Origin of the sequence: Bacteroides faecalis, from assembly GCF_003865075.1 — a bacterium.
Taxonomy (GTDB): Bacteria; Bacteroidota; Bacteroidia; order Bacteroidales; family Bacteroidaceae; genus Bacteroides; species Bacteroides faecalis.
This window is the reverse complement of record NZ_BHWB01000025.1, coordinates 30,341-51,440: the sequence shown is the minus strand read 5'-3', so window position 1 is coordinate 51,440 and position 21,100 is coordinate 30,341. Positions and strand designations below refer to the sequence as shown.

General features: G+C 39.3%; 18 protein-coding genes. 10 read left to right on the top strand and 8 right to left on the bottom strand.

Going from position 1 to position 21,100, the window contains the following annotated elements; translation table 11 throughout:
* Window positions 1-1,794, bottom strand: coding sequence for a chloride channel protein (locus EJF25_RS22410; protein ID WP_025075701.1), 1,794 nt, complete (start codon window positions 1,792-1,794; stop codon window positions 1-3).
* Window positions 1,795-2,358 carry an L-threonylcarbamoyladenylate synthase gene (locus EJF25_RS22405; RefSeq protein WP_125042850.1) on the bottom strand — a complete coding sequence of 188 codons (564 nt, stop codon included), beginning with the start codon at window positions 2,356-2,358 and terminating at the stop codon, window positions 1,795-1,797. It lies immediately after the preceding gene.
* Between the two features lie 78 nt (window positions 2,359-2,436).
* On the opposite strand from EJF25_RS22405, the gene EJF25_RS22400 reads away from it, so the two are divergent.
* Entirely contained in the window at window positions 2,437-2,877 is a 441-nt protein-coding gene (locus EJF25_RS22400) for an acyl-CoA thioesterase (RefSeq protein ID WP_025075703.1), read from the top strand.
* 103 nt (window positions 2,878-2,980) lie between these two features.
* Window positions 2,981-3,793, top strand: a complete 813-nt coding sequence (locus EJF25_RS22395) for a hypothetical protein (protein ID WP_125042848.1) — start codon at window positions 2,981-2,983, stop codon at window positions 3,791-3,793.
* A gap of 1,079 nt (window positions 3,794-4,872) precedes the next feature.
* Here the strand turns inward: EJF25_RS22395 and EJF25_RS22390 are convergent.
* The gene (locus tag EJF25_RS22390) at window positions 4,873-5,727 is read right to left on the bottom strand and encodes a phosphodiester glycosidase family protein (protein WP_125042846.1); all 855 of its coding nucleotides are present in this window, start codon (window positions 5,725-5,727) and stop codon (window positions 4,873-4,875) included.
* A gap of 263 nt (window positions 5,728-5,990) precedes the next feature.
* On the opposite strand from EJF25_RS22390, the gene recJ reads away from it, so the two are divergent.
* The 8 genes from recJ to dnaG all read left to right on the top strand — a co-directional run bounded on the left by recJ (window position 5,991) and on the right by dnaG (window position 17,117).
* Entirely contained in the window at window positions 5,991-7,709 is a 1,719-nt protein-coding gene (gene recJ, locus EJF25_RS22385; RefSeq protein WP_125042844.1) for a single-stranded-DNA-specific exonuclease RecJ, read from the top strand.
* On the top strand, window positions 7,702-9,606 hold the full coding sequence (locus EJF25_RS22380; protein ID WP_125042842.1) for a RecQ family ATP-dependent DNA helicase: 1,905 nt from the start codon (window positions 7,702-7,704) through the stop codon (window positions 9,604-9,606). The genes recJ and EJF25_RS22380 overlap by 8 nt, the downstream gene beginning before the upstream one ends.
* 39 nt (window positions 9,607-9,645) lie before the next feature.
* Window positions 9,646-10,608, top strand: a complete 963-nt coding sequence (locus EJF25_RS22375; protein WP_125042839.1) for a tetratricopeptide repeat protein — start codon at window positions 9,646-9,648, stop codon at window positions 10,606-10,608.
* 351 nt (window positions 10,609-10,959) lie between these two features.
* Window positions 10,960-11,808: a prephenate dehydratase gene (locus EJF25_RS22370; protein ID WP_125042837.1), complete on the top strand. Its 849-nt coding sequence runs from the start codon at window positions 10,960-10,962 to the stop codon at window positions 11,806-11,808.
* On the top strand, window positions 11,783-12,964 hold the full coding sequence (locus EJF25_RS22365; RefSeq protein WP_125042835.1) for a pyridoxal phosphate-dependent aminotransferase: 1,182 nt from the start codon (window positions 11,783-11,785) through the stop codon (window positions 12,962-12,964). The genes EJF25_RS22370 and EJF25_RS22365 overlap by 26 nt, the downstream gene beginning before the upstream one ends.
* Before the next feature lie 84 nt (window positions 12,965-13,048).
* Complete coding sequence (locus EJF25_RS22360; RefSeq protein WP_125042833.1) at window positions 13,049-14,110, top strand: bifunctional 3-deoxy-7-phosphoheptulonate synthase/chorismate mutase type II; 1,062 nt, start codon at window positions 13,049-13,051, stop codon at window positions 14,108-14,110.
* A 38-nt stretch (window positions 14,111-14,148) separates the two neighbouring features.
* Window positions 14,149-14,922 carry a prephenate dehydrogenase gene (locus EJF25_RS22355; protein WP_125042831.1) on the top strand — a complete coding sequence of 258 codons (774 nt, stop codon included), beginning with the start codon at window positions 14,149-14,151 and terminating at the stop codon, window positions 14,920-14,922.
* A gap of 116 nt (window positions 14,923-15,038) precedes the next feature.
* Window positions 15,039-17,117 (top strand): DNA primase, encoded by a 2,079-nt coding sequence (gene dnaG, locus EJF25_RS22350; RefSeq protein ID WP_125042829.1) that lies wholly within the window; start codon window positions 15,039-15,041, stop codon window positions 17,115-17,117.
* 26 nt (window positions 17,118-17,143) lie between these two features.
* Here the strand turns inward: dnaG and folE are convergent, their stop codons facing one another.
* From folE to EJF25_RS22325, 5 genes are all read right to left on the bottom strand, one after another.
* Window positions 17,144-17,734: a GTP cyclohydrolase I FolE gene (gene folE / locus EJF25_RS22345; protein ID WP_125042827.1), complete on the bottom strand. Its 591-nt coding sequence runs from the start codon at window positions 17,732-17,734 to the stop codon at window positions 17,144-17,146.
* 7 nt (window positions 17,735-17,741) lie between these two features.
* A complete protein-coding gene (locus EJF25_RS22340) occupies window positions 17,742-18,191 on the bottom strand; it encodes an SPOR domain-containing protein (protein WP_025075713.1) in 450 nt (149 codons plus the stop codon).
* A gap of 93 nt (window positions 18,192-18,284) precedes the next feature.
* Window positions 18,285-19,043: a triose-phosphate isomerase gene (tpiA, locus tag EJF25_RS22335; protein WP_077155304.1), complete on the bottom strand. Its 759-nt coding sequence runs from the start codon at window positions 19,041-19,043 to the stop codon at window positions 18,285-18,287.
* A 67-nt stretch (window positions 19,044-19,110) separates the two neighbouring features.
* Window positions 19,111-20,466 carry a BT_3928 family protein gene (locus tag EJF25_RS22330; RefSeq protein ID WP_200832974.1) on the bottom strand — a complete coding sequence of 452 codons (1,356 nt, stop codon included), beginning with the start codon at window positions 20,464-20,466 and terminating at the stop codon, window positions 19,111-19,113.
* Window positions 20,456-20,998, bottom strand: a complete 543-nt coding sequence (locus EJF25_RS22325; RefSeq protein ID WP_025075716.1) for a DUF1599 domain-containing protein — start codon at window positions 20,996-20,998, stop codon at window positions 20,456-20,458. The genes EJF25_RS22330 and EJF25_RS22325 overlap by 11 nt, the downstream gene beginning before the upstream one ends.
* Window positions 20,999-21,100 lie beyond the last annotated feature (102 nt).

The window sequence follows — 21,100 nt, the reverse complement described above, 5'->3', positions numbered from 1 at the left end:
CTAGTCTTCTGAAAAATGTACCAACACCTGTCGATATGAATTAAATATCTTCGACTTAGAGACAAAACCTTCATAACGACCTTCTTCATCTACCACAGGTAAGTTCCATGCTTTTGTATCATCAAAAGTCTGCATCACTTGCTCCATTCCATCCGTATCAAAGATCTTTGCAGGAGCAGATGTCATCAATTTACTAACGGTAAAGCGATGATAAAGTTCTTGACGAAACATGATATTACGAATGTCATCCAACAGTACTAATCCCAACAACTCACCTGTCTTTTTATCTGTCACCGGAAAAACATTTCGATGTGAAGCAGCAATTGCTTTTACAAGTTCACCCAAATCCATTTCCGGGTGGACTACCACAAAATCTTTCTCTACCACATTCTCCATCTTCATCAATGTTAATACAGCTTTATCTTTATGATGAGTGAGTAATTGCCCTTTCTTGGCAAGACGCATGGAGTAAATACTATGTGGCTCAAATACAATAATCGTCAGGTATGAACTTACCGAGACAATCATCAATGGAAGAAACAAGTCATATCCTCCTGTCAGTTCCGCAATCAGGAATACGCCGGTCAGAGGAGCATGCATGACACCACTCATCACTCCTGCCATTCCCATTAAAGCAAAATTCTTTTCGGGCAGAAAAGCAGAGAATTCAAACTCATTACTGAAATGAGAAAAGACAAATCCCGCAATACATCCCAGATAAAGTGAAGGTGCAAAAATACCACCACATCCACCTCCACCATTCGTTGCACTGGAAGCAAACACCTTAAACAAGATAATCAGTAAAAGATATACCAACAACAAATTACCATATCCATAGAACATGGAATTGTTCATGACCGTATCCCACTCTACTGCCGATGATCCATTCAGTAAAAGTTCAATCGTATCGTAACCTTCGCCATAAAGAGGAGGAAAAAGGAAAATTAATACACTCAACATCACCCCGCCGAAAGCCAGTTTCTTATATGGATTTTTGAGCTTTCCGAAAACTCCTTCTACGGAATTCATTGCACGGGTAAAATACAGCGAAACAAGGCCACAGAAAATACCTAATAAAATAACATAAGGAATACGCTCCAACTCGAATGCCTGATCCAGATGGAATTTAAACATAGCCTCAGTTCCGGTAATGATATAAGATACTGTTGCTGCCGTTACTGCCGAAATTAATAAAGGAAGCAAAGAGGACATAGTCAAGTCAATCATCAAGACTTCCAACGTAAACACCAAACCGGCGATCGGAGCCTTAAAGATTCCGGCAATTGCACCTGCCGCACCGCAACCAACCAGTAACATCAGGGTACGATGTTCCATCTTGAACACACTTCCCAGATTGGAACCGATTGCCGAACCGGTTAATACAATAGGAGCCTCCGCCCCGACCGATCCACCGAATCCGATGGTTATAGCACTGGCAATGGTAGACGACCATATATTATGTCTTTTAATACGTCCTTGTCTACGGGAAATAGCATACAGAATCTTAGTGACTCCATGACTAATGTCATCTTTTACTATGTTCCGTACAAACAAACCCGCTAAAAAGATTCCGATTACCGGATATACTAAATAAAGGTAGTTAGCTTCTGTCGCGTTAAAGTTTTCTGTAAGAAAATTCTGTATTTCATGAATCAGGAATTTCAATATTAAGGCTGCCATCGCCGTAAAGATACCAACAAGAAAACTTAGTATCAAGATGAATTGTTTCTCCTTAATATTATTTTCCCGCCATTTAATACAACGCTGTAACAAACTCTGTTTTTCTTTCCTCATCTATTCACGAATTATCTTAATCACTCCACCTTTATCCAACTTAATAATACTAGAAGGTTTTGGCCGGCCCATATCATCCTGACGATAACCTACAATATAATCTACAGCAGATTTTATTTCATCGCTGATTTCACTAAAATTAGCTGCACCCGGTTGCCCGCTAACATTGGCCGATGTAGAAACAATCGCCTTACGGAACTGTTGGCAAAGGCGTTTGGAGAACTCTTCATTTGTCACCCGGATACCAACACTACCGTCCTCAGCCAGCAGATTGGGAGCCAAATTACGCGCACCTGAATAAATAATGGTAAGTGGTTTTTCTACAACATCAATTAAATCCCACGCCACCTCGGGAACATCCTGTACATAAAAATCTACTTTCACAGAGGTGTCCACCAGAACCAACATTGCTTTACTGTCGGCCCGTTTTTTTATCTCATAAATTCGGCGTACAGCCTCTTCGTTAGTAGCGTCACAACCTATACCCCATACGGTATCAGTAGGATAAAGGATAACTCCTCCTCCATTCATCACCTGACAGGCTTTTTTAATATCTTCTATCATTTCTTGATTAATTTCTGTTGAGAATAACACGCAAAAGTACTACTTTTGCTCCGAATTCAAAAAGATTAAGTGAAAACTATGGAAGAAATTGTATTTCACCACTCATTGCCTATCCAATTACGCTTTAATGACGTAGACAAATTCGGTCACGTCAATAACACCGTTTATTTCTCTTTCTACGATTTGGGAAAGACTGAATATTTTGCTTATGTATGCCCGGGAGTCGACTGGGAAAAAATGGGAATTGTCGTTGTACATATTGAGGCAAACTTTGTCAAGCAAATTTTCGGATCGGATCATATTGCAGTACAAACAGCCGTTTCGGAAATCGGAACTAAAAGTTTTCATTTGGTTCAACGGGTGATCGACACAGAAACTTTTGAGGTAAAATGTGTCTGTAAATCTGTGATGGTTACTTACGATCTGGAAAAGCACGAATCTATGCCACTTACTCAGGAATGGATTGAGGCTATTTGCAGGTATGAAGGACGGGATTTACGGAAAAAGACAGGAAAATGATCATAAAAAGAGCTGCAATGGCAAATATTCTTTTTAGAAAGTAATGTAAGTACTAAAAATATCATATATTTGTTTATTAAACAATCCCTTAATAAACAAAGCTATGAGAAAGATATCAATACTCACCGCTATTCTTGTTATATCATGTTTTTCGGTAGTTTATTCTCAAACTAATAATTATACCGAAGCTGAATTAGGACAAAAATGTGACTCTATCATCCAAGAAGGTAATCTTCTATATCGATATGAAAAAGCCACATGGGTATTTTCGGATATGTATATGAATAAACCGGAAATGATGGAAACTGCTACTACATATTTAACTTATGAACAAGGAGATTCCATCAAATGTATTCTAATCGACAAAGAGGGAAAATGTTGTTTTGAAGTATCTTTTATTGAAACATCAACGCCTTGTTTAGTACGTCATTTATATCGAGACCTGTCCGATTATGAAGACAACCTACTCAATACCAGAACAAAAATTCTGAGAAATATAGTCGAGAATAAATACGAGGTAACCACATTTGAAGGATATAGTCTGAACTGGATATTACTCCCTTTTGAAAAAGGGTATAAACTTTATGCTATAAACGGAACTCAGAAAGCAGAAGAGGTCCCCATTGGAAACGACTATCTGTTCATCACTAATAAAGAAGGAGAAATACAATCCTGGAAGAAATTTCATTCCAGCCTTATTCCAATTGACAAGGGAAAACCCGGTGGAAAGCATTTCCATTCTCACCTAAAACAAGAACCATTTATCTCAGCAACAGATATTTGTACATTCAAGTTATACCAAAATCAAGTTGGGCTCACCAGTTTTGGAGTATATTCACCGGCTCTTAGTACTTATTTTATCTATCAACTTGAAACAAATTCTATCAAAATTACAAAGGATCTCGATGATATGTAGTAAAACATAGATAGTCTCCCATAATAATCTCATATAGACAAAATTGGATTGGCGATGTAAATATGCCAATTCAGTTTTAGTTTTCTCTTAATATAAGTTTCTAATAAAGTATTATTGAGTCTATATCTAGCTTGCTCTCTTAGAGATTATAAAGTTACTTTTTATTGTCACTTGTCACTTTTCTGTATTAAGTCCCAGATAATCAATGATGAAATAGTGATAATAGACAGGTGACAATAGAGTGACAATAGAAATTTAGAACCTCCCTATTGTCACTACAATTTAGTTATATTATCATTTATATATCTGGTTATCAACGATTATGAATACAATTTGGTCATCAATTCCCAGAGTGTTAAGAATCCCTTTACCCACTAGATTATTGAGTTTTCCACTCCATTCACATTGGATTTTCTCACGAAAACACAATCTACGGCTATTGCATTACTTGCTTTTTATTAATAAATAGACTGATTATTCAAACAATACGGCATATAATAGAACAAATACTACTAACCTTAACATACTGACAAGGCTCGACTACTGTTTTTTTCAAGGTACACATACTCGTTTCACGTACGTAAACCATTCGGATGATGTACGTGAACCCAATGGATCACGTACGTGGAGCCATGGGAGCATGTACGTAAAACGATATTTTATCATCTCAAAAAGCCATTAACTAAAGGTTTAAAACAACTAAACAAACGATCTATTTCCTCTAATATAAAGGGGATTACACAATTTTACATGCCAAATCTATTTAACCGAAATAAAAAGATAAGATGATTGCTTTGTCTCTTTTTATCTATATTTAAAAGAGGTAGAAAATCCAATAATAGCACAAAGAAAGGGAAAGTAAAAACACAAAAGCGCCGAGAATAATAGAATAACAAAGTAAAAGTGACAATAGAACCCAGATAATTTTCTATTGTCACCCTATTATCACCGGCTATTATCACCATTTTAGCATTGATAATAAGATGTTTAACTTAAAAAAGTGACAAGTGACAATAAAACAAGTATTTTTTATCCTAAGAAGAAAAGCATAATTCAACAATAACATCGCATTCAAAACATTATTCATATATATAAAGGAAATTAGCTATCCGGCGTTCTCCCTGGTGATCGTACCTTTTATTATCACATGGATAATTAACAATACCATTTTCTGATACTCCTGACAGCCATAAAGTGGTAGATCCTCCACCATCTAAATTAATTGCATCTTTACCTCCTAACACTTTAAGCAAATGAGCTAACTCAGGGATATTTATCCCATCTGCAAGTCCTTCCGAACGTCCATCTACCGTTACAAATAAGATTTTCCCCTTTTGGGTAATGCAGACAGCACTGCGGGGATGTTTTGTCCGAATAAACTCAGAATCACACATACTCCAGTCATAATAAGCCGCGTCTTTCAACATCAAAGGGCCGGAAGCTAGAATCGTTCCTTTTTTCCCTTCATACGTTTTCTCAACACCTCTGTTCCAAGGAATTAATTTCAATTTACCCTTCTTAATGTAAATTGCTCCCGTTACCCGAATTTTAAATTCATTCAAAGTAGTCGTATCCACCAACTGTTCGTCCATTTTCAAGAAACAAATCGAATTTCCCTCCTTCATATTGAAATAAGAGCCATTAATTGCTGTAATTGCTTGATAATTTGGAGCACTATAGCTGATTTTATCCATTTTTTCATTTATAGCTACCCCTACTTTCTTCTGTGTTGCCGGATCTATTTCAATTATATTGATGGATTGAACACCTTGATAAAGAGAAGGGACGACAACATGTTTATGAACAATACCTTTTTGTGTTTCCACAACCTGCCAGGGGGCAGTGACAATAGCGACAGAATCTACCTTCGTCTGAGCACCAACCACACCAATTAAAAAAACAAGCAAAATAAAGAAAGTAAAATAACGTTTCATGTTCATTGGGAAAATTATTATTTTGTATTTCACTCTAGACAGAGTATATTACAAAGATAAGCTCTATCCATATATTCAGCAAGTATTTGTCAAAAGAAAAAAAAGTTCTATTCTTTAAAATAAATCTTAACTTTCAAATCTCCCCGAAATATTTTCGTCACATCTTACTATAAGCTTCCGCTTTTTTTCGTACTTTTACCCCTTGTTGGAAAGAAGTGCCTTTCCGACCTCTGAGAAAAGAAAAAGAAAAAACAATATATAAAATGAATCACAAATGGAATTATCAACCCATTACACCCGAACAGGCAGAGACAAGCCAGACATTGGCCCAAGAATTAGGGATTAGCCCGATACTTGGACGTTTATTGGTGCAGCGGGGAATAACAAAGGCTTCAGAAGCTAAAAAGTTTTTCCGCCCGCAATTGCCCGATCTGTATGATCCATTCCTAATGAAGGATATGGACATTGCAGTGGAACGTCTGAACAGGGCGATGGGAAAGAAAGAGCGTATTCTGATTTATGGGGATTATGATGTAGACGGTACTACAGCTGTGGCACTGGTCTACAAGTTCATACAACAGTTCTACTCGAACATTGACTATTATATACCTGATCGTTATAACGAAGGGTATGGCATTTCCAAGAAAGGTATAGACTATGCCGCAGAAACCGGTGTAAGTTTGATTATTGTACTCGACTGCGGAATTAAAGCAGTGGAGGAAATTTCATATGCCAAAGAAAAAGACATTGATTTCATCATCTGCGACCATCATGTTCCTGATGATGTTTTACCTCCTGCGGTAGCTATTCTGAATGCGAAACGTTTGGACAATACATATCCATACACACACCTTTCCGGTTGTGGCGTCGGTTTCAAATTCATGCAAGCATTCGCTATCAATAACGATATTGAATTTCACCATTTGATTCCATTACTTGATTTAGTGGCAGTTAGTATCGCTTCGGATATCGTACCGATTATGGGTGAAAACCGAATCTTGGCTTTTCATGGTTTGAAACAGTTGAACAGTAATCCCAGTGTCGGGATGAAAGCGATAATCGATGTTTGCGGACTTTCCGAGCGTGAAATCACCGTCACCGATATCGTATTCAAAATAGGCCCGCGTATCAATGCCTCAGGAAGAATTCAAAATGGTAAAGAAGCAGTAGACCTGTTAACAGAAAGGGATTTTTCCACTGCTCTGGAGAAAGCGGGACAGATCAACCAGTACAATGAAACCCGAAAAGATCTGGATAAGAGTATGACTGAAGAGGCTAATCAGATTGTTGCTCATCTAGACGGCTTGGCCGATCGGCGTTCTATCGTTCTTTTCAATGAAGAATGGCATAAAGGAGTGATCGGTATCGTTGCCTCCCGTCTGACAGAAATCTATTATCGTCCGGCAGTTGTACTGACACGTACAGATAACATGGCAACAGGTTCGGCACGTTCCGTATCCGGTTTTGATGTTTATAAAGCTATCGAGTATTGCCGTGACCTATTAGAAAACTTCGGAGGACATACTTACGCAGCCGGATTATCAATGAAGGTGGAAAATGTGGAAGCATTTACACAACGCTTTGAAGAGTTCGTCTCAAAAAACATTTTGCCCGAACAAACCAGTGCGGTGATAGATATTGATGCTGAAATTGACTTTAAGGACATTACTCCTAAGTTCTTTAATGATCTGAAGAGGTTCAATCCTTTCGGTCCGGATAATACCAAACCTGTATTCTGTACTCATCATGTATATGATTATGGAACCAGCAAAGTAGTTGGACGGGATCAGGAGCATATCAAACTGGAATTGGTAGACAACAAATCAAATAACGTAATGAATGGTATAGCTTTCGGTCAAAGCTCGCACGTTCGTTATATCAAAACGAAACGTTCATTTGATATCTGTTATTCCATTGAAGAAAATACACACAAGCGTGGTGAAGTGCAACTTCAAATTGAGGATATAAAGCCGATTGAATAAGTATCAGGAGATATTAAAACAATATTGGGGATATGACTCCTTCCGCGATTTGCAGGAGGAGATCATCACCAGTATCGGCGAAAGGAAGGATACGTTAGGATTGATGCCTACGGGAGGCGGAAAATCCATCACATTTCAAGTACCTGCTCTCGCTCAGGAAGGAATTTGTATTGTTATCACTCCCCTCATAGCCCTTATGAAAGACCAAGTACAGAATCTTCGGAAACGAGGAATCAAAGCACTGGCTATCTATTCAGGGATGTCCAGGCAGGAAATTCTTACTGCTTTAGAGAACTGTATCTTTGGCAATTACAAATTCTTATATATATCACCGGAACGTCTGGATACTGAAATATTCCGTATCAAACTACGTTCGATGAAAGTCTCAATGATCACAGTGGACGAAAGCCACTGTATTTCACAATGGGGATACGATTTCCGTCCGGCTTATCTTAAAATAGCTGAGATACGGGATTTACTACCTGGTGTCCCAGTACTGGCTTTAACGGCTACGGCAACTCCAGAAGTAGTGAAAGATATCCAGTCCAGGTTAAATTTTCGGGAAGAAAACGTTTTCCGAATGAGTTTCGAGCGAAAGAATCTGGCCTATATTGTTCGCAAAACAGATAATAAAACAGGAGAGTTACTACATATTTTACGTCGAATAGAGGGTAGTGCTATTATTTATGTACGTAACAGACGACGTACAAAAGAAATAACCGAACTGCTGATGAACGAAAATATTACAGCAGATTTCTACCATGCCGGACTGGATAATGCTGTAAAAGATATCAGGCAGAAACGTTGGCAAAACGGTGAAGTACGCGTCATGGTAGCTACCAACGCTTTCGGTATGGGTATCGATAAACCGGATGTACGCATCGTCATCCACCTCGACCTTCCCGACTCTCCGGAAGCTTATTTCCAAGAGGCCGGACGTGCAGGGAGAGACGGGGAAAAAGCCTATGCCGTTATCCTGTATGCAAAATCCGATAAGACGACCCTTCACAAGCGGATCGCCGATACTTTTCCCGAAAAAGAATATATTCTAAATGTTTACGAACATCTGCAATATTATTACCAGATGGCAATGGGTGATGGCTTTCAATGTGTTCGTGAGTTTAATCTGGAAGAGTTTTGCCGAAAGTTCAAGTACTTCCCTGTCCCGGTAGACAGTGCTTTAAAAATACTGACGCAAGCAGGTTATCTGGAATATACGGATGAACAAGATAACTCCTCGCGTATCTTTTTTACCATTCGGCGGGATGAACTTTATAAGTTGCATGAAATGGGCAAAGAAGCTGAAGCATTGATACAAGCTATCCTCCGTTCTTACACAGGGGTATTCACCGACTATGCTTATATCAGTGAAGAATCACTTGCCGTACGTACAGGACTAACGCGCCAACAAATCTATGCTATTTTAGTGACATTGACAAAGCGTCGTATCGTAGATTACATCCCTCATAAGAAGACACCTTATATTATATATACGCGCGAACGAATGGAACTACATGATGTCCACATTCCTACTTCCGTCTATGAAGACCGCAAAGTACGGTATGAAGCACGTATTAAGGCAATGGAAGAATATGTCACAACAGATAATATCTGTCGAAGCCGGATGTTACTTCGATACTTTGGCGAGAAGAATGAACATAACTGCAAGCAATGTGATGTTTGTCTTAGTCATCATGCAGATAGTCATTTGTCCGAAACTTCTTTCGAAGAACTAAAAAGACAGATTCTCTTTATACTCAACAAAAAGAAACTTACTCCTGCGGATATCGCTAACCAAGTGGAAACAGAAAAAGAAGATATAGGAGAAGTCATTCAGTATTTATTAGAAGAAGGAGTATTGAAGATAGAAGATGGAATGATCTATATTTCAAAATAAGTTATTACATTTGCACATAAACTCAAAAATAACAGAATCATGCCGAACTTTTTTAAATCATTCTTCTCCAGGAAGAGTGAAACATCAGAAAGTGAAAAACAAAAAAACAACCAAAAGAATTTCGAAATATTCAAATATGACGGCTTACGTGCACAGCGTATGGGACGTGCGGATTATGCTGTAAAATGTTTCACTGAGGCCCTTGCCATCGAAGAGGATTTCGAAACAATGGGGTATCTTAGCCAGCTGTATATCCAAATGGGAGAAACAGAGAAAGCACGTATACTCTTGGAAAAAATGGCTGTAATAGAGCCGGATATGACTAACACCTTCCTGACCTTGGCTAACGTATGTTACGTTCAGGAAGATTACAAAGCAATGGAAGAGGCTGCCAATAAAGCAATCGCAATCGAAGAAGGTAATGCTGTTGCTCACTTCCTTTTAGGAAAAGCCTGCAAAGGACAAGATGATGATCTCATGACGATCGCCCATCTGACTAAAGCTATCTCACTGAAAGATGATTTCATTGAAGCTCGTCTAATGCGTGCTCAAGCATTAGTAAAGATGCACCAATATAAGGAAGCAATGGAAGATATTGATGCCGTACTGGCACAAAATCAGGAAGAAGAGACCGCCATACTTCTGCGTGGGAAAGTGGAAGAATCTAATCAGCAACAAGAGGAAGCAGAAGCAGACTATAAACAGGTGACAGAAATAAATCCGTTCAACGAACAAGCTTATCTCTATCTCGGACAACTTTTCATTAACCAGAAAAAACTGTCGGAAGCGATTAGCCTGTTCGACGAAGCAATCGAACTAAATCCTAATTTTGCAGAAGCCTATAAAGAGCGCGGACGTGCCAAACTTCTTAACGGAGATAAAGATGGTTCTGTGGAAGATATGAAAAAATCACTGGAGTTAAATCCAAAGGATGGTTCAAGTCTTAACGGGGAGTTTAAGAATTTGGGAACCAAACCGGAAACACTGCCTGGGATTTTCTAAAACAGCAAGAAAAATGTAATTAAGAGCGAAATATTTCTGTAACATAGCATGATACTTTCATCTATTTTAGATGAAAAACTAAAAAAAATATCGTTTTTTATTTGCATCTAACAGAAAAGTATTACTTTTGCCCCATGAATTAAAAATTAAAGCTAAAAAATTGAGATTCGAATGAAATCATTTACTTATGCATATTACTTCTTTTTTTACTTTTACTTTAGCAACAAAGTGGAGCGGGAGTTTGTATGTATCAAGTGACAGTGATGCTTAAGGACTGAATGAAGAAATCAATCATATGAATCCCGCTCCGACATGGACGCGGGATTTTTTTATTTACAGAAATTTAGAACAATGAAAAAGATAGCAATTCAAGGAACAATCGGCTCGTATCACGACATCGCCGCACACAAGTATTTCGAAGGAGAAGAAATAGAGTTAATCTGTTGTGCCAACTTCGAGGATGTGTTTACATCGATCCGGAAAGACAGTCAAGTCATCGGGATGCTTGCCATTGAAAATACAATTGCAGGTAGTCTGTTACACAACAATGAGTTATTGAGACAAAGTGGTACACAGATTATTGGAGAATACAAACTGCGCATTTCTCACAGTTTTGTCTGCCTCCCGGATGAAGACTGGAAGGATTTGAATGAGGTAAACTCCCACCCTATCGCATTAATGCAATGCCGCGAGTTTCTGAACCAGCATCCGCAACTGAAAGTAGTAGAAGGTGAGGACACAGCGCTCAGCGCAGAAATTATTAAAAAAGAGAACTTGAAAGGACATGCAGCAATCTGTTCCAAAACAGCAGCAGAGCGCTATGGAATGAAAGTTTTACAGGAAGGTATCGAAACCAACAAACACAACTTCACCCGTTTTTTAGTAGTGGCCGATCCTTGGCAAGTTGATGAACTCCGCCAACATCATACCAATGCTATCAATAAAGCAAGTATGGTATTCACACTACCACATATGGAAGGAAGTCTTTCACAAGTGTTATCAATTTTATCGTTCTATAATATCAATCTGACTAAGATACAATCGTTGCCGATCATCGGACGTGAATGGGAATACCAATTTTATGTAGATGTAGCTTTCAACGATTATCTGAGATATAAACAATCCATTACAGCAATCACTCCATTAACCAAAGAACTTAAATTATTAGGCGAATATGCAGAAGGAAAATCAAACATATAAGATATCTCCAGCCGATAGACTGAGTAGTGTCAGTGAATACTACTTCTCCAAAAAACTTAAAGAAGTAGCTCAAATGAATGCTGAAGGCAAAGATGTAATTAGTCTGGGAATTGGAAGTCCTGATATGCCGCCTTCGGAGAAGACAATCGAAACATTGTGTAACAATGCACACGACCCGAATGGACATGGTTACCAACCGTATGTAGGTATTCCTGAACTTCGTAAGGCTTTCGCCAATTGGTATCAACGCTGGTATGGAGTAGAACTAAACCCGAATACTGAAATACAACCGCTTATCGGTTCAAAAGAAGGTATTCTTCATGTCACGCTCGCTTTCGTTAATCCGGGAGAACAAGTTCTGGTCCCCAATCCGGGATATCCGACTTATACTTCTCTGAGTAAAATACTTGGTGCAGAGGTGATTAATTACGATTTGAAAGAAGAGGATGGATGGATGCCGGATTTCGAAGCATTGGAAAAGATGGACCTAAGCCGGGTTAAATTAATGTGGACCAACTATCCCAATATGCCAACAGGTGCCAATGCAACGCCGGAACTGTACGAACGTTTGGTAGACTTTGCACGTCGCAAGAATATCGTGATTGTCAATGACAATCCATATAGCTTTATCCTGAACGAAAAGCCAATTAGTATTCTCAGTGTACCGGGAGCTAAAGAGTGTTGCATCGAATTCAACTCCATGAGTAAAAGCCATAATATGCCGGGATGGCGTATCGGAATGATAGCCTCAAATGCAGACTTTATTCAATGGATTCTGAAAGTGAAAAGCAATATCGACAGCGGAATGTTTCGTGCCATGCAACTGGCGGCAGCCACTGCTTTAGAAGCAGAGAAGAGTTGGTATGAAGGTAACAACTTAAATTACCGGAATCGTCGTCATCTGGCAGGTGAAATTATGAATACACTAGGCTGCACGTACGATGAAAAACAGGTAGGTATGTTTCTTTGGGGAAAAATTCCAGCTTCCTGCAAGGATGTGGAGGAGCTGACGGAAAGAGTACTCCATAAAGCAAGAGTGTTTATTACACCTGGATTTATCTTCGGAAGTAATGGAGCCAGATATATCCGTATCTCTCTTTGTTGTAAAGACGCCAAACTGGCAGAAGCATTGGAGAGAATAAAGAAACTTTCCTAATCGTCCAAAGAGGGAAACAACAAGAATAGAACAAATTTCCTGATAAAAACTGAATATTAGAATAAAATAAAAATAAGAAAGAATATGGAACTCGAATCAATTTTATTACCGGGCATTGAAGCGAAAAGACCGATTGTCATCGCCGGTCCATGTAGTGCAGAAACTGAAGAACAAGTAATGGATACAGCCAAACAACTGGCCGCTAAAGGACAAAAAATATTTCGTGCCGGAATCTGGAAGCCACGTACCAAACCGGGAGGCTTCGAAGGTATCGGCGTAGAAGCTCTTCCCTGGTTGAAAGAAGTGAAAAAAGAAACAGGCATGTATGTTTCTACCGAAGTAGCTACAGCAAAGCATGTTTATGAATGTCTGAAAGCGGGTATTGATATTCTTTGGGTAGGTGCACGTACCACTGCCAATCCCTTCGCTGTACAAGAAATTGCGGATGCTTTGAAAGGTGTAGATATTCCTGTACTTGTGAAGAACCCGGTAAATCCAGATCTTGAATTATGGATCGGTGCTTTGGAGCGCATCCACAACGCTGGTTTGAAACGTCTAGGAGCTATCCATCGCGGTTTCAGCAGCTATGATAAGAAAATTTATCGCAATCTTCCTCAATGGCATATTCCAATCGAACTACGTCGTCGTATTCCTAACTTACCTATTTTCTGCGATCCTAGTCATATTGGAGGTAAACGAGAATTGGTAGCTCCTCTTTGCCAGCAAGCAATGGATTTAAATTTCGACGGACTGATTGTAGAAAGTCATTGCAACCCGGATTGTGCATGGAGTGATGCATCTCAACAGGTTACTCCGGATGTACTGGATTACATCCTCAACTTATTAGTGATCCGTACCGAAACTCAAACAACAGAGAACCTATCACAATTGCGCAAGCAAATTGATGAATGTGACGATAACATCATCCAGGAACTATCGAAAAGAATGCGTGTAGCACGTGAAATCGGTACTTACAAGAAAGAACATGGAATCACTGTTCTTCAGGCAGGACGTTATAACGAAATTCTGGAAAAGCGTGGTGCACAAGGTGAGCATTGCGGTATGGATGGAGAATTCATGAAAAAGATATTCGAAGCCATCCACGAAGAATCTGTTCGCCAACAGATGGAAATCATTAATAAGTAATAGGAGAATTATTACACAATAAACTGATAAATAAAGATATGAGAATATTAATCCTTGGAGCCGGAAAAATGGGTTCCTTCTTTACCGATATATTAAGTTTCCAGCACGAGACGGCCGTGTTTGATGTCAATCCGCACCAGTTGCGTTTTGTCTATAACACCTATCGTTTCACTACACTAGAGGAGATTAAAGAATTTGAACCGGAATTAGTCATCAATGCTGCTACTGTGAAGTATACTCTTGATGCTTTCCGCACCGTATTGCCTGTGTTACCCAAGGACTGTATTATCAGTGATATCGCCTCGGTAAAAAACGGACTGAAGAAATTCTATGAAGAAAGTGGTTTCCGTTATGTCTCTTCTCACCCGATGTTTGGTCCTACTTTCGCCAGCCTCAGCAATCTGAGTAGCGAAAATGCGATTATCATCAGCGAAGGTGACCACTTAGGAAAGATATTCTTCAAAGACCTTTACCAGACATTACACCTGAATATCTTTGAATATACATTTGACGAGCATGATGAGACAGTGGCTTACTCATTGTCTATTCCATTCGTATCGACTTTTGTGTTTGCAGCAGTGATGAAACATCAGGAAGCACCGGGTACTACCTTCAAAAAGCACATGGCTATTGCCAAAGGACTTTTGAGCGAGGATGACTATCTGCTTCAGGAGATTTTATTCAATCCCCGTACCCCGTCACAAGTAGCCAATATCCGGACAGAGCTAAAAAATCTGCTTGAAATCATCGAAAACAAAGATGCGGAAGGAATGAAGAAGTATCTGACGAAGATTAGGGAGAAAATTAAATAATCCTTTAGCCTGTATAGGCAATATTCAACGATCCTCTGCTAAAAATCTTTTTTGCAGAGGATTTTTTTATGTGTAACTTTGTATCCGCAAAAACGGATTCACAGAAGAAAAGAACCATGATTGATCAAGCAACGATAGACCGCATATTAGATGCATCACAGATAATAGATGTTGTATCAGATTTCGTCACTCTGCGTAAACGTGGAGTGAATTATGTCGGTTTATGTCCGTTCCATAGTGATAAGACACCTTCTTTTTATGTTTCTCCTGCCAAAGGACTTTGTAAATGCTTCGCTTGTGGAAAAGGGGGGAATGCTGTGCATTTCATTATGGAGCATGAGCAGATGTCTTATCCGGAAGCTCTGAAATATCTTGCTAAGAAGTACAATATTGAAATTAAGGAACGGGAGTTAAGTGATGAAGAGAAACTGGTCCAAAGTGAACGTGAGAGTCTTTTCATCGTCAATAACTATGCACGTGACTACTTTCAGAATATTTTAAGAAATCACGTTGATGGTCGTAGTATCGGTATGGCATACTTCCGTAACCGTGGTTTTCGGGATGACATTATTGAGAAATTCCAATTAGGATATTGCACCGACAGTCATGACGCCTTCGCACAAGAAGCCCAACAAAAGGGATATAAAAAAGAATATCTTGTTAAAACCGGACTTTGCTACGAAACAGACGACCATCGATTACGTGACCGTTTTTGGGGACGGGTTATTTTTCCTGTTCATACACTATCAGGCAAAGTTGTTGCCTTCGGCGGACGTGTACTTGCCAATGCAACAAAGGGAGTCAAAGTAAAATATGTCAATTCTCCCGAATCTGAGATTTATCATAAAAGCAATGAATTATATGGTATTTACTTCGCGAAACAAGCGATCGTAAAGCAAGATCGTTGCTTTCTGGTTGAAGGCTATACGGATGTTATTTCCATGCACCAATCGGGTATAGAGAATGTGGTTGCTTCCTCAGGAACGGCGCTTACTTCAGGACAGATCCGTATGATCCATCGTTTCACTAATAATATCACTGTTCTTTATGATGGTGACATGGCAGGTATCAAAGCTTCTATCCGGGGAATCGATATGCTACTTGAAGAAGGAATGAATATCAAGGTATGTTTGCTTCCTGACGGTGATGACCCGGACTCTTTTGCCCGTAAACATAACTCCACTGAATTCCAAGCCTTCATCAAAGAACATGAAAGTGATTTTATCCGTTTCAAGACAAACTTATTGTTGGAAGACGCCGGAAAAGATCCAATCAAGCGTGCAGAACTGATAGGTAATCTGGTACAAAGTATTTCCGTTATTCCGGAAGCTATTATACGGGATGTTTATATCAAAGAATGTGCTCAGTTACTACATGTAGAAGATAAACTACTCGTATCCGAGGTAGCTAAAAGACGGGAAGTACAAGCGGAAAAACGAGTTGAACAAACAGAACGGGAACGTAGAATTAACGAAAGAGCAGCTAATATGTCTCAGGCTGTATCTGGAGAAAATATCCCAATGCCTGACGGAGATGTTCCAATGCCACCCGAAACGGGTGCTGGATATTCGGAGGTTCCATCTGCTTTACAGGAGGATAGCTATACTTCCTTTATTCCTCAGGAAGGAAAAGAAGGACAAGAGTTCTACAAATTTGAACGTTTGATTTTACAAGCGGTAGTCCGTTATGGCGAAAAGATTATGTGCAATCTGAGTGATGAAGAAGGAAATGAGACTCCTGTAACTGTCATAGAATACGTTATCAATGATTTGAAAGAAGATGACCTGGCTTTCCATAACCCGTTACATCGCCAGATTCTGTCGGAAGCAGCAACGCATATTCATGACTCAGGATTTGTGGCAGAACGCTATTTCCTGGCACATCCAGATCCGACTATCAGCAGACTAAGTGTCGATCTGATTAATGTACGTTATCAACTCAGTAAATATCATTCGAAATCACAGAAGATTGTGACGGATGAGGAACGTCTTTATGAATTAGTTCCTATGCTAATGATAAACTTCAAATATGCAATTGTAACAGAAGAATTAAAACACATGCTTTATGCATTGCAAGATCCATCTCTCGCTAATGACAACGAGAAGTGCAACTCACTGATGCAACGTTACAATGAATTGAGAGGAGTACAAAGTATTATGGCTAAACGCCTGGGGGATCGCGTAGTTCTGCGATAATCCCCTTGTTTCAGAACAGAAGACCGTTACAAGTATCCGTGCTGAATCAGATTCATAAACTCCTCACGCGTCTTAGCCTGATTGAATGCACCCGTAAAGTCGGAAGTGGTAGTTATGGAATTTTGTTTTTCCACCCCACGCATTTGCATACACATATGTTTCGCCTCCACTACAACCATTACTCCCAATGGATTAAGTGTTTCCTGAATACACTCCTTGATTTGCAGTGTCATACGTTCCTGGACTTGCAGACGGTGAGAAAAGATATCGACTACACGAGCAATCTTACTCAGTCCGGTAATATATCCGTTGGGAATGTATGCTACATGTGCCTTTCCATAAAACGGCAACATGTGATGTTCGCAAAGAGAGAAGAAATCAATGTCTTTCACAATCACCATCTGGCTGTATTCTTCTTTAAACTTAGCTGAGCGGAGCACTTCATGAGGATCCATATGGTAGCCCTTTGTCAAACTCAACATTGCTTTAGCCACACGTTCCGGAGTTTTCAATAAACCTTCCCGTTCTGCATCTTCTCCCAAAAGGGTGATGATACTACGATAATGACTTTTCAATTCCTCCAGATTCGGAGAGTCTATTTCTTCTTTTTCTAACATAATCAGATTATAAAGGAATATTAATTTGGTCCTTAACGATAGAGACCTCTTTAAACACACCGGTTGCTTTCATCTTACGCATCATTGCATCCGCTTCTTCAATGCTTCGGAAATCACCCACACGACAAAGCCAGCGAGGAGAATTGAACGAAGTATATACTGTCAGTTCCGGAAAATGATCTTTGATACGTGCACCCACATTACGAGCTTCATTTTTAGCTTCATTGGTATTATTGCCGGCATATGCCTGAATTCTGAATCCAGAAGTCTTTAATACTTTCTGCTCACCCGTTCCAATACGTTCTACACCGATCAACGCTTCTATTGCAGGATCCTGATGAATGGTCACCTTTCCCTGTCCCGGTACGTTACGTTCCAGACTCTTTACGATATTCTGAGCCTGTGCACCGACGCCTGTAAAAACAAACAATAGGATAAATAAAGATAGCTTTTTCATTCAGTGAATTTTTAAATAGACACGGATTTCACAGATCAACTGTTACTTATAGAGTTGGGTATCTCCATGCAATCCGCGTCCAAAAGATTTTAATTATGCATTAAACGCATCAATGATGCCTTTGAAGTCAGCAACTTTCAAAGCAGCACCACCAATCAAACCACCATCTACGTCAGGGTTAGCAAACAATTCTTTTGCGTTAGAAGCTTTACAGCTACCACCGTAAAGAATAGAAGTATTGTCTGCAATTTCTTTACCGTATTTATTTGCTACCAATGAACGGATGAAAGCATGGATTTCCTGAGCTTGTTCTGCTGAAGCAGTTTTGCCAGTACCAATAGCCCAAACCGGTTCATAAGCCAAAATAATCTTAGAGAAGTCCTCTGCAGACAAAGAGAATACAGATGCCAATTGAGCAGCTACTACTTCATTTTGCTTGTTAGCTTCGCGTTCTTCCAAAACTTCACCGATACAGAAGATCGGAGTCAAACCGTTAGCCAGAGCCAATTTAACTTTCTCTTCAAGAATAGCAACAGTCTCACCGTAGTAAGCACGACGTTCAGAGTGACCCAAAATTACATATTTAGCACCTGTAGAAGCTACCATAGCAGCAGAAACTTCGCCAGTATAAGCACCTGATTCTTTATCAGCACAGTTTTCAGCACCTACACCAATCTTAGCAGCATCTACCAATGGAGTAACAGAAGCCAGATGGATGAACGGAGTACAGATAATTACATCACAGTTAGGCTTTTCATTAGCCAATGTTTCATTCAGTTCTTTTGCCAAAGCAATACCTTCTTGAAGGGTTTTGTTCATTTTCCAGTTTCCTGCAACAATGTTCTTTCTCATTTTGTCTTTTTATTTAAAGGGTTAATAAATTACATTCTATCTATTTATAAATCTTCAAGCAGATAACTTAGAATGAAGATTTTTCTCCGTTATCCTCTCTTGTTTTCTCTTTCTTTTCATTTACATTATTTTGCCGTTTCTTAGCAGCTCTTCGTTCCCGGCGACGGACGATTAAAATATCTACTCCTAACACCAACAACAATGGTATTACAAACCATAAAACGACAAAGCCAATGGTATGAGTATCACTCTCCACTTTCACTTGTCCCAATGGCAAATTTTCCAACTTATCAGTCAGCACATATTCATCCGGAATATCTTCATCGCTCCACTTGTTCAGGATTGTCCCATTCTTTATCAACATCAATCCCGGGTTAGAACGTATCATCGTTTTTAATGTAATATCATCCATCTGGCAGAACGGATATTCAGCTCCTGTCTTATCCTTCCACAATTCTATTTGTTCTTCCGGTGAAGAGGTCAGGCAATAAAACTTATAACCATGTTCTACAGAATAATCAAAAACGTCATTAATCAGATCGATATTACTATCGTCAGCCTCCTCAATACGATGAGCTACCAACAGGAAGGTATATCCCATATCAGTCAGCACATCATCTGTTATATCATCTCCCGTATTCAGTTCCACCATCGAGAAATCGTGAATAGGAGGTTCATACCCTTTTTCTTTAAGGACAGTACGGGTATCTACAAATTTCCATGTGCTATCAGGATAGTTCTCTAACGTAAACTCTTCCTTTTTTCCGTCTTTTTCTAAAGTGAATATACTTTCATATACACTGGATTTAGCTCCTTCCGGAATAGTCATGCCTTCCGGGATATTCTTTCCGATCTTGTAAGGGCGAAAATCCAAAACAGGCAAACGGTCTAAGCAATAAAACGATAATGTAAATACAAAAAACAAAGTATATAGAGATACTAACCACTCCATTTTCTGACTTACAAACCGGATCAGCAACTTTCTTTCTTTAAATACGATGATTGCTGCGATCAACAATATCACATTCTTTCCGAAAGTCTCCCAATTGGTCAATACCCATGCATCACCAAAACAACCACAATCTGAAACCGGATTAAAAAGTGCAAGATATAAAGTCAACGGAGTCATGAAAATCATCAGGATCAACGCTAAAGTAGAAGCGACTGATCTTCTGACACCAAAAAACAGGAAAATACCAACAGAGAACTCAACCGCAGATAGAATAATCCCCCCTAACAACGGGAAAAAGGAAGGAAACCAGGAAGCCATCCCGAACGCTGAAAGATAATCTTGTATCTTGTACTGCGAGCCTAGCGGGTCTACAGACTTCACAAACCCGGAAAAGATAAATGCTGCTGCCAACAAAAAACGGCAAACATTCGCTCCTATCTGCTGAATGATATGTAAGTGCTTATCCTTCAAATTCTATTTTAATCAGTCCGAAAACAGAGTAATTAATCATATCCATGTAATTGGCATCGATACCTTCCGACACTAAAGTGTTTCCTGACAAACTTTCAATCTGTTTGGTACGATAGATTTTCATCAGGATCAGGTCCGTGTAAGAGCTAACACGCATACTTCTCCAAGCTTCATCATAATCATGGTTCTTGGCAAGCATTAATTCCAAAGCTTCTTTAGCATATTTATCATACAAGGCCAACGCTTCCTCATTGCTTATGTCTGCAGATTCAGCATATCCCAATTCTAATTGAATCAGTCCGATTAAACCATAATTGACTATGGCAATGAATTCGGAACGGATACCTTCATCTATCAAGGTCACTCCCTTTATTTCAATGCTACGTATCCGGTTGGCTTTAATAAAAATCTGGTCAGTTACCGAAGCCGGACGCAAAATGCGCCATGCAGGCCCATAATCATGCAGCTTCTTGGAAAATAAGTCACGGCACAAAGCGATGACATGTTCAAATTGTTGCTTGGTATCTTTCATTTTCTTCCAAATAGTGTGCAAAGGTAACAATAATTAAGTAAAAACAGAAAGAGGGCACTCTAAATTATATTAAAGTGCCCTCTGCAAAAGATTATATTGTAT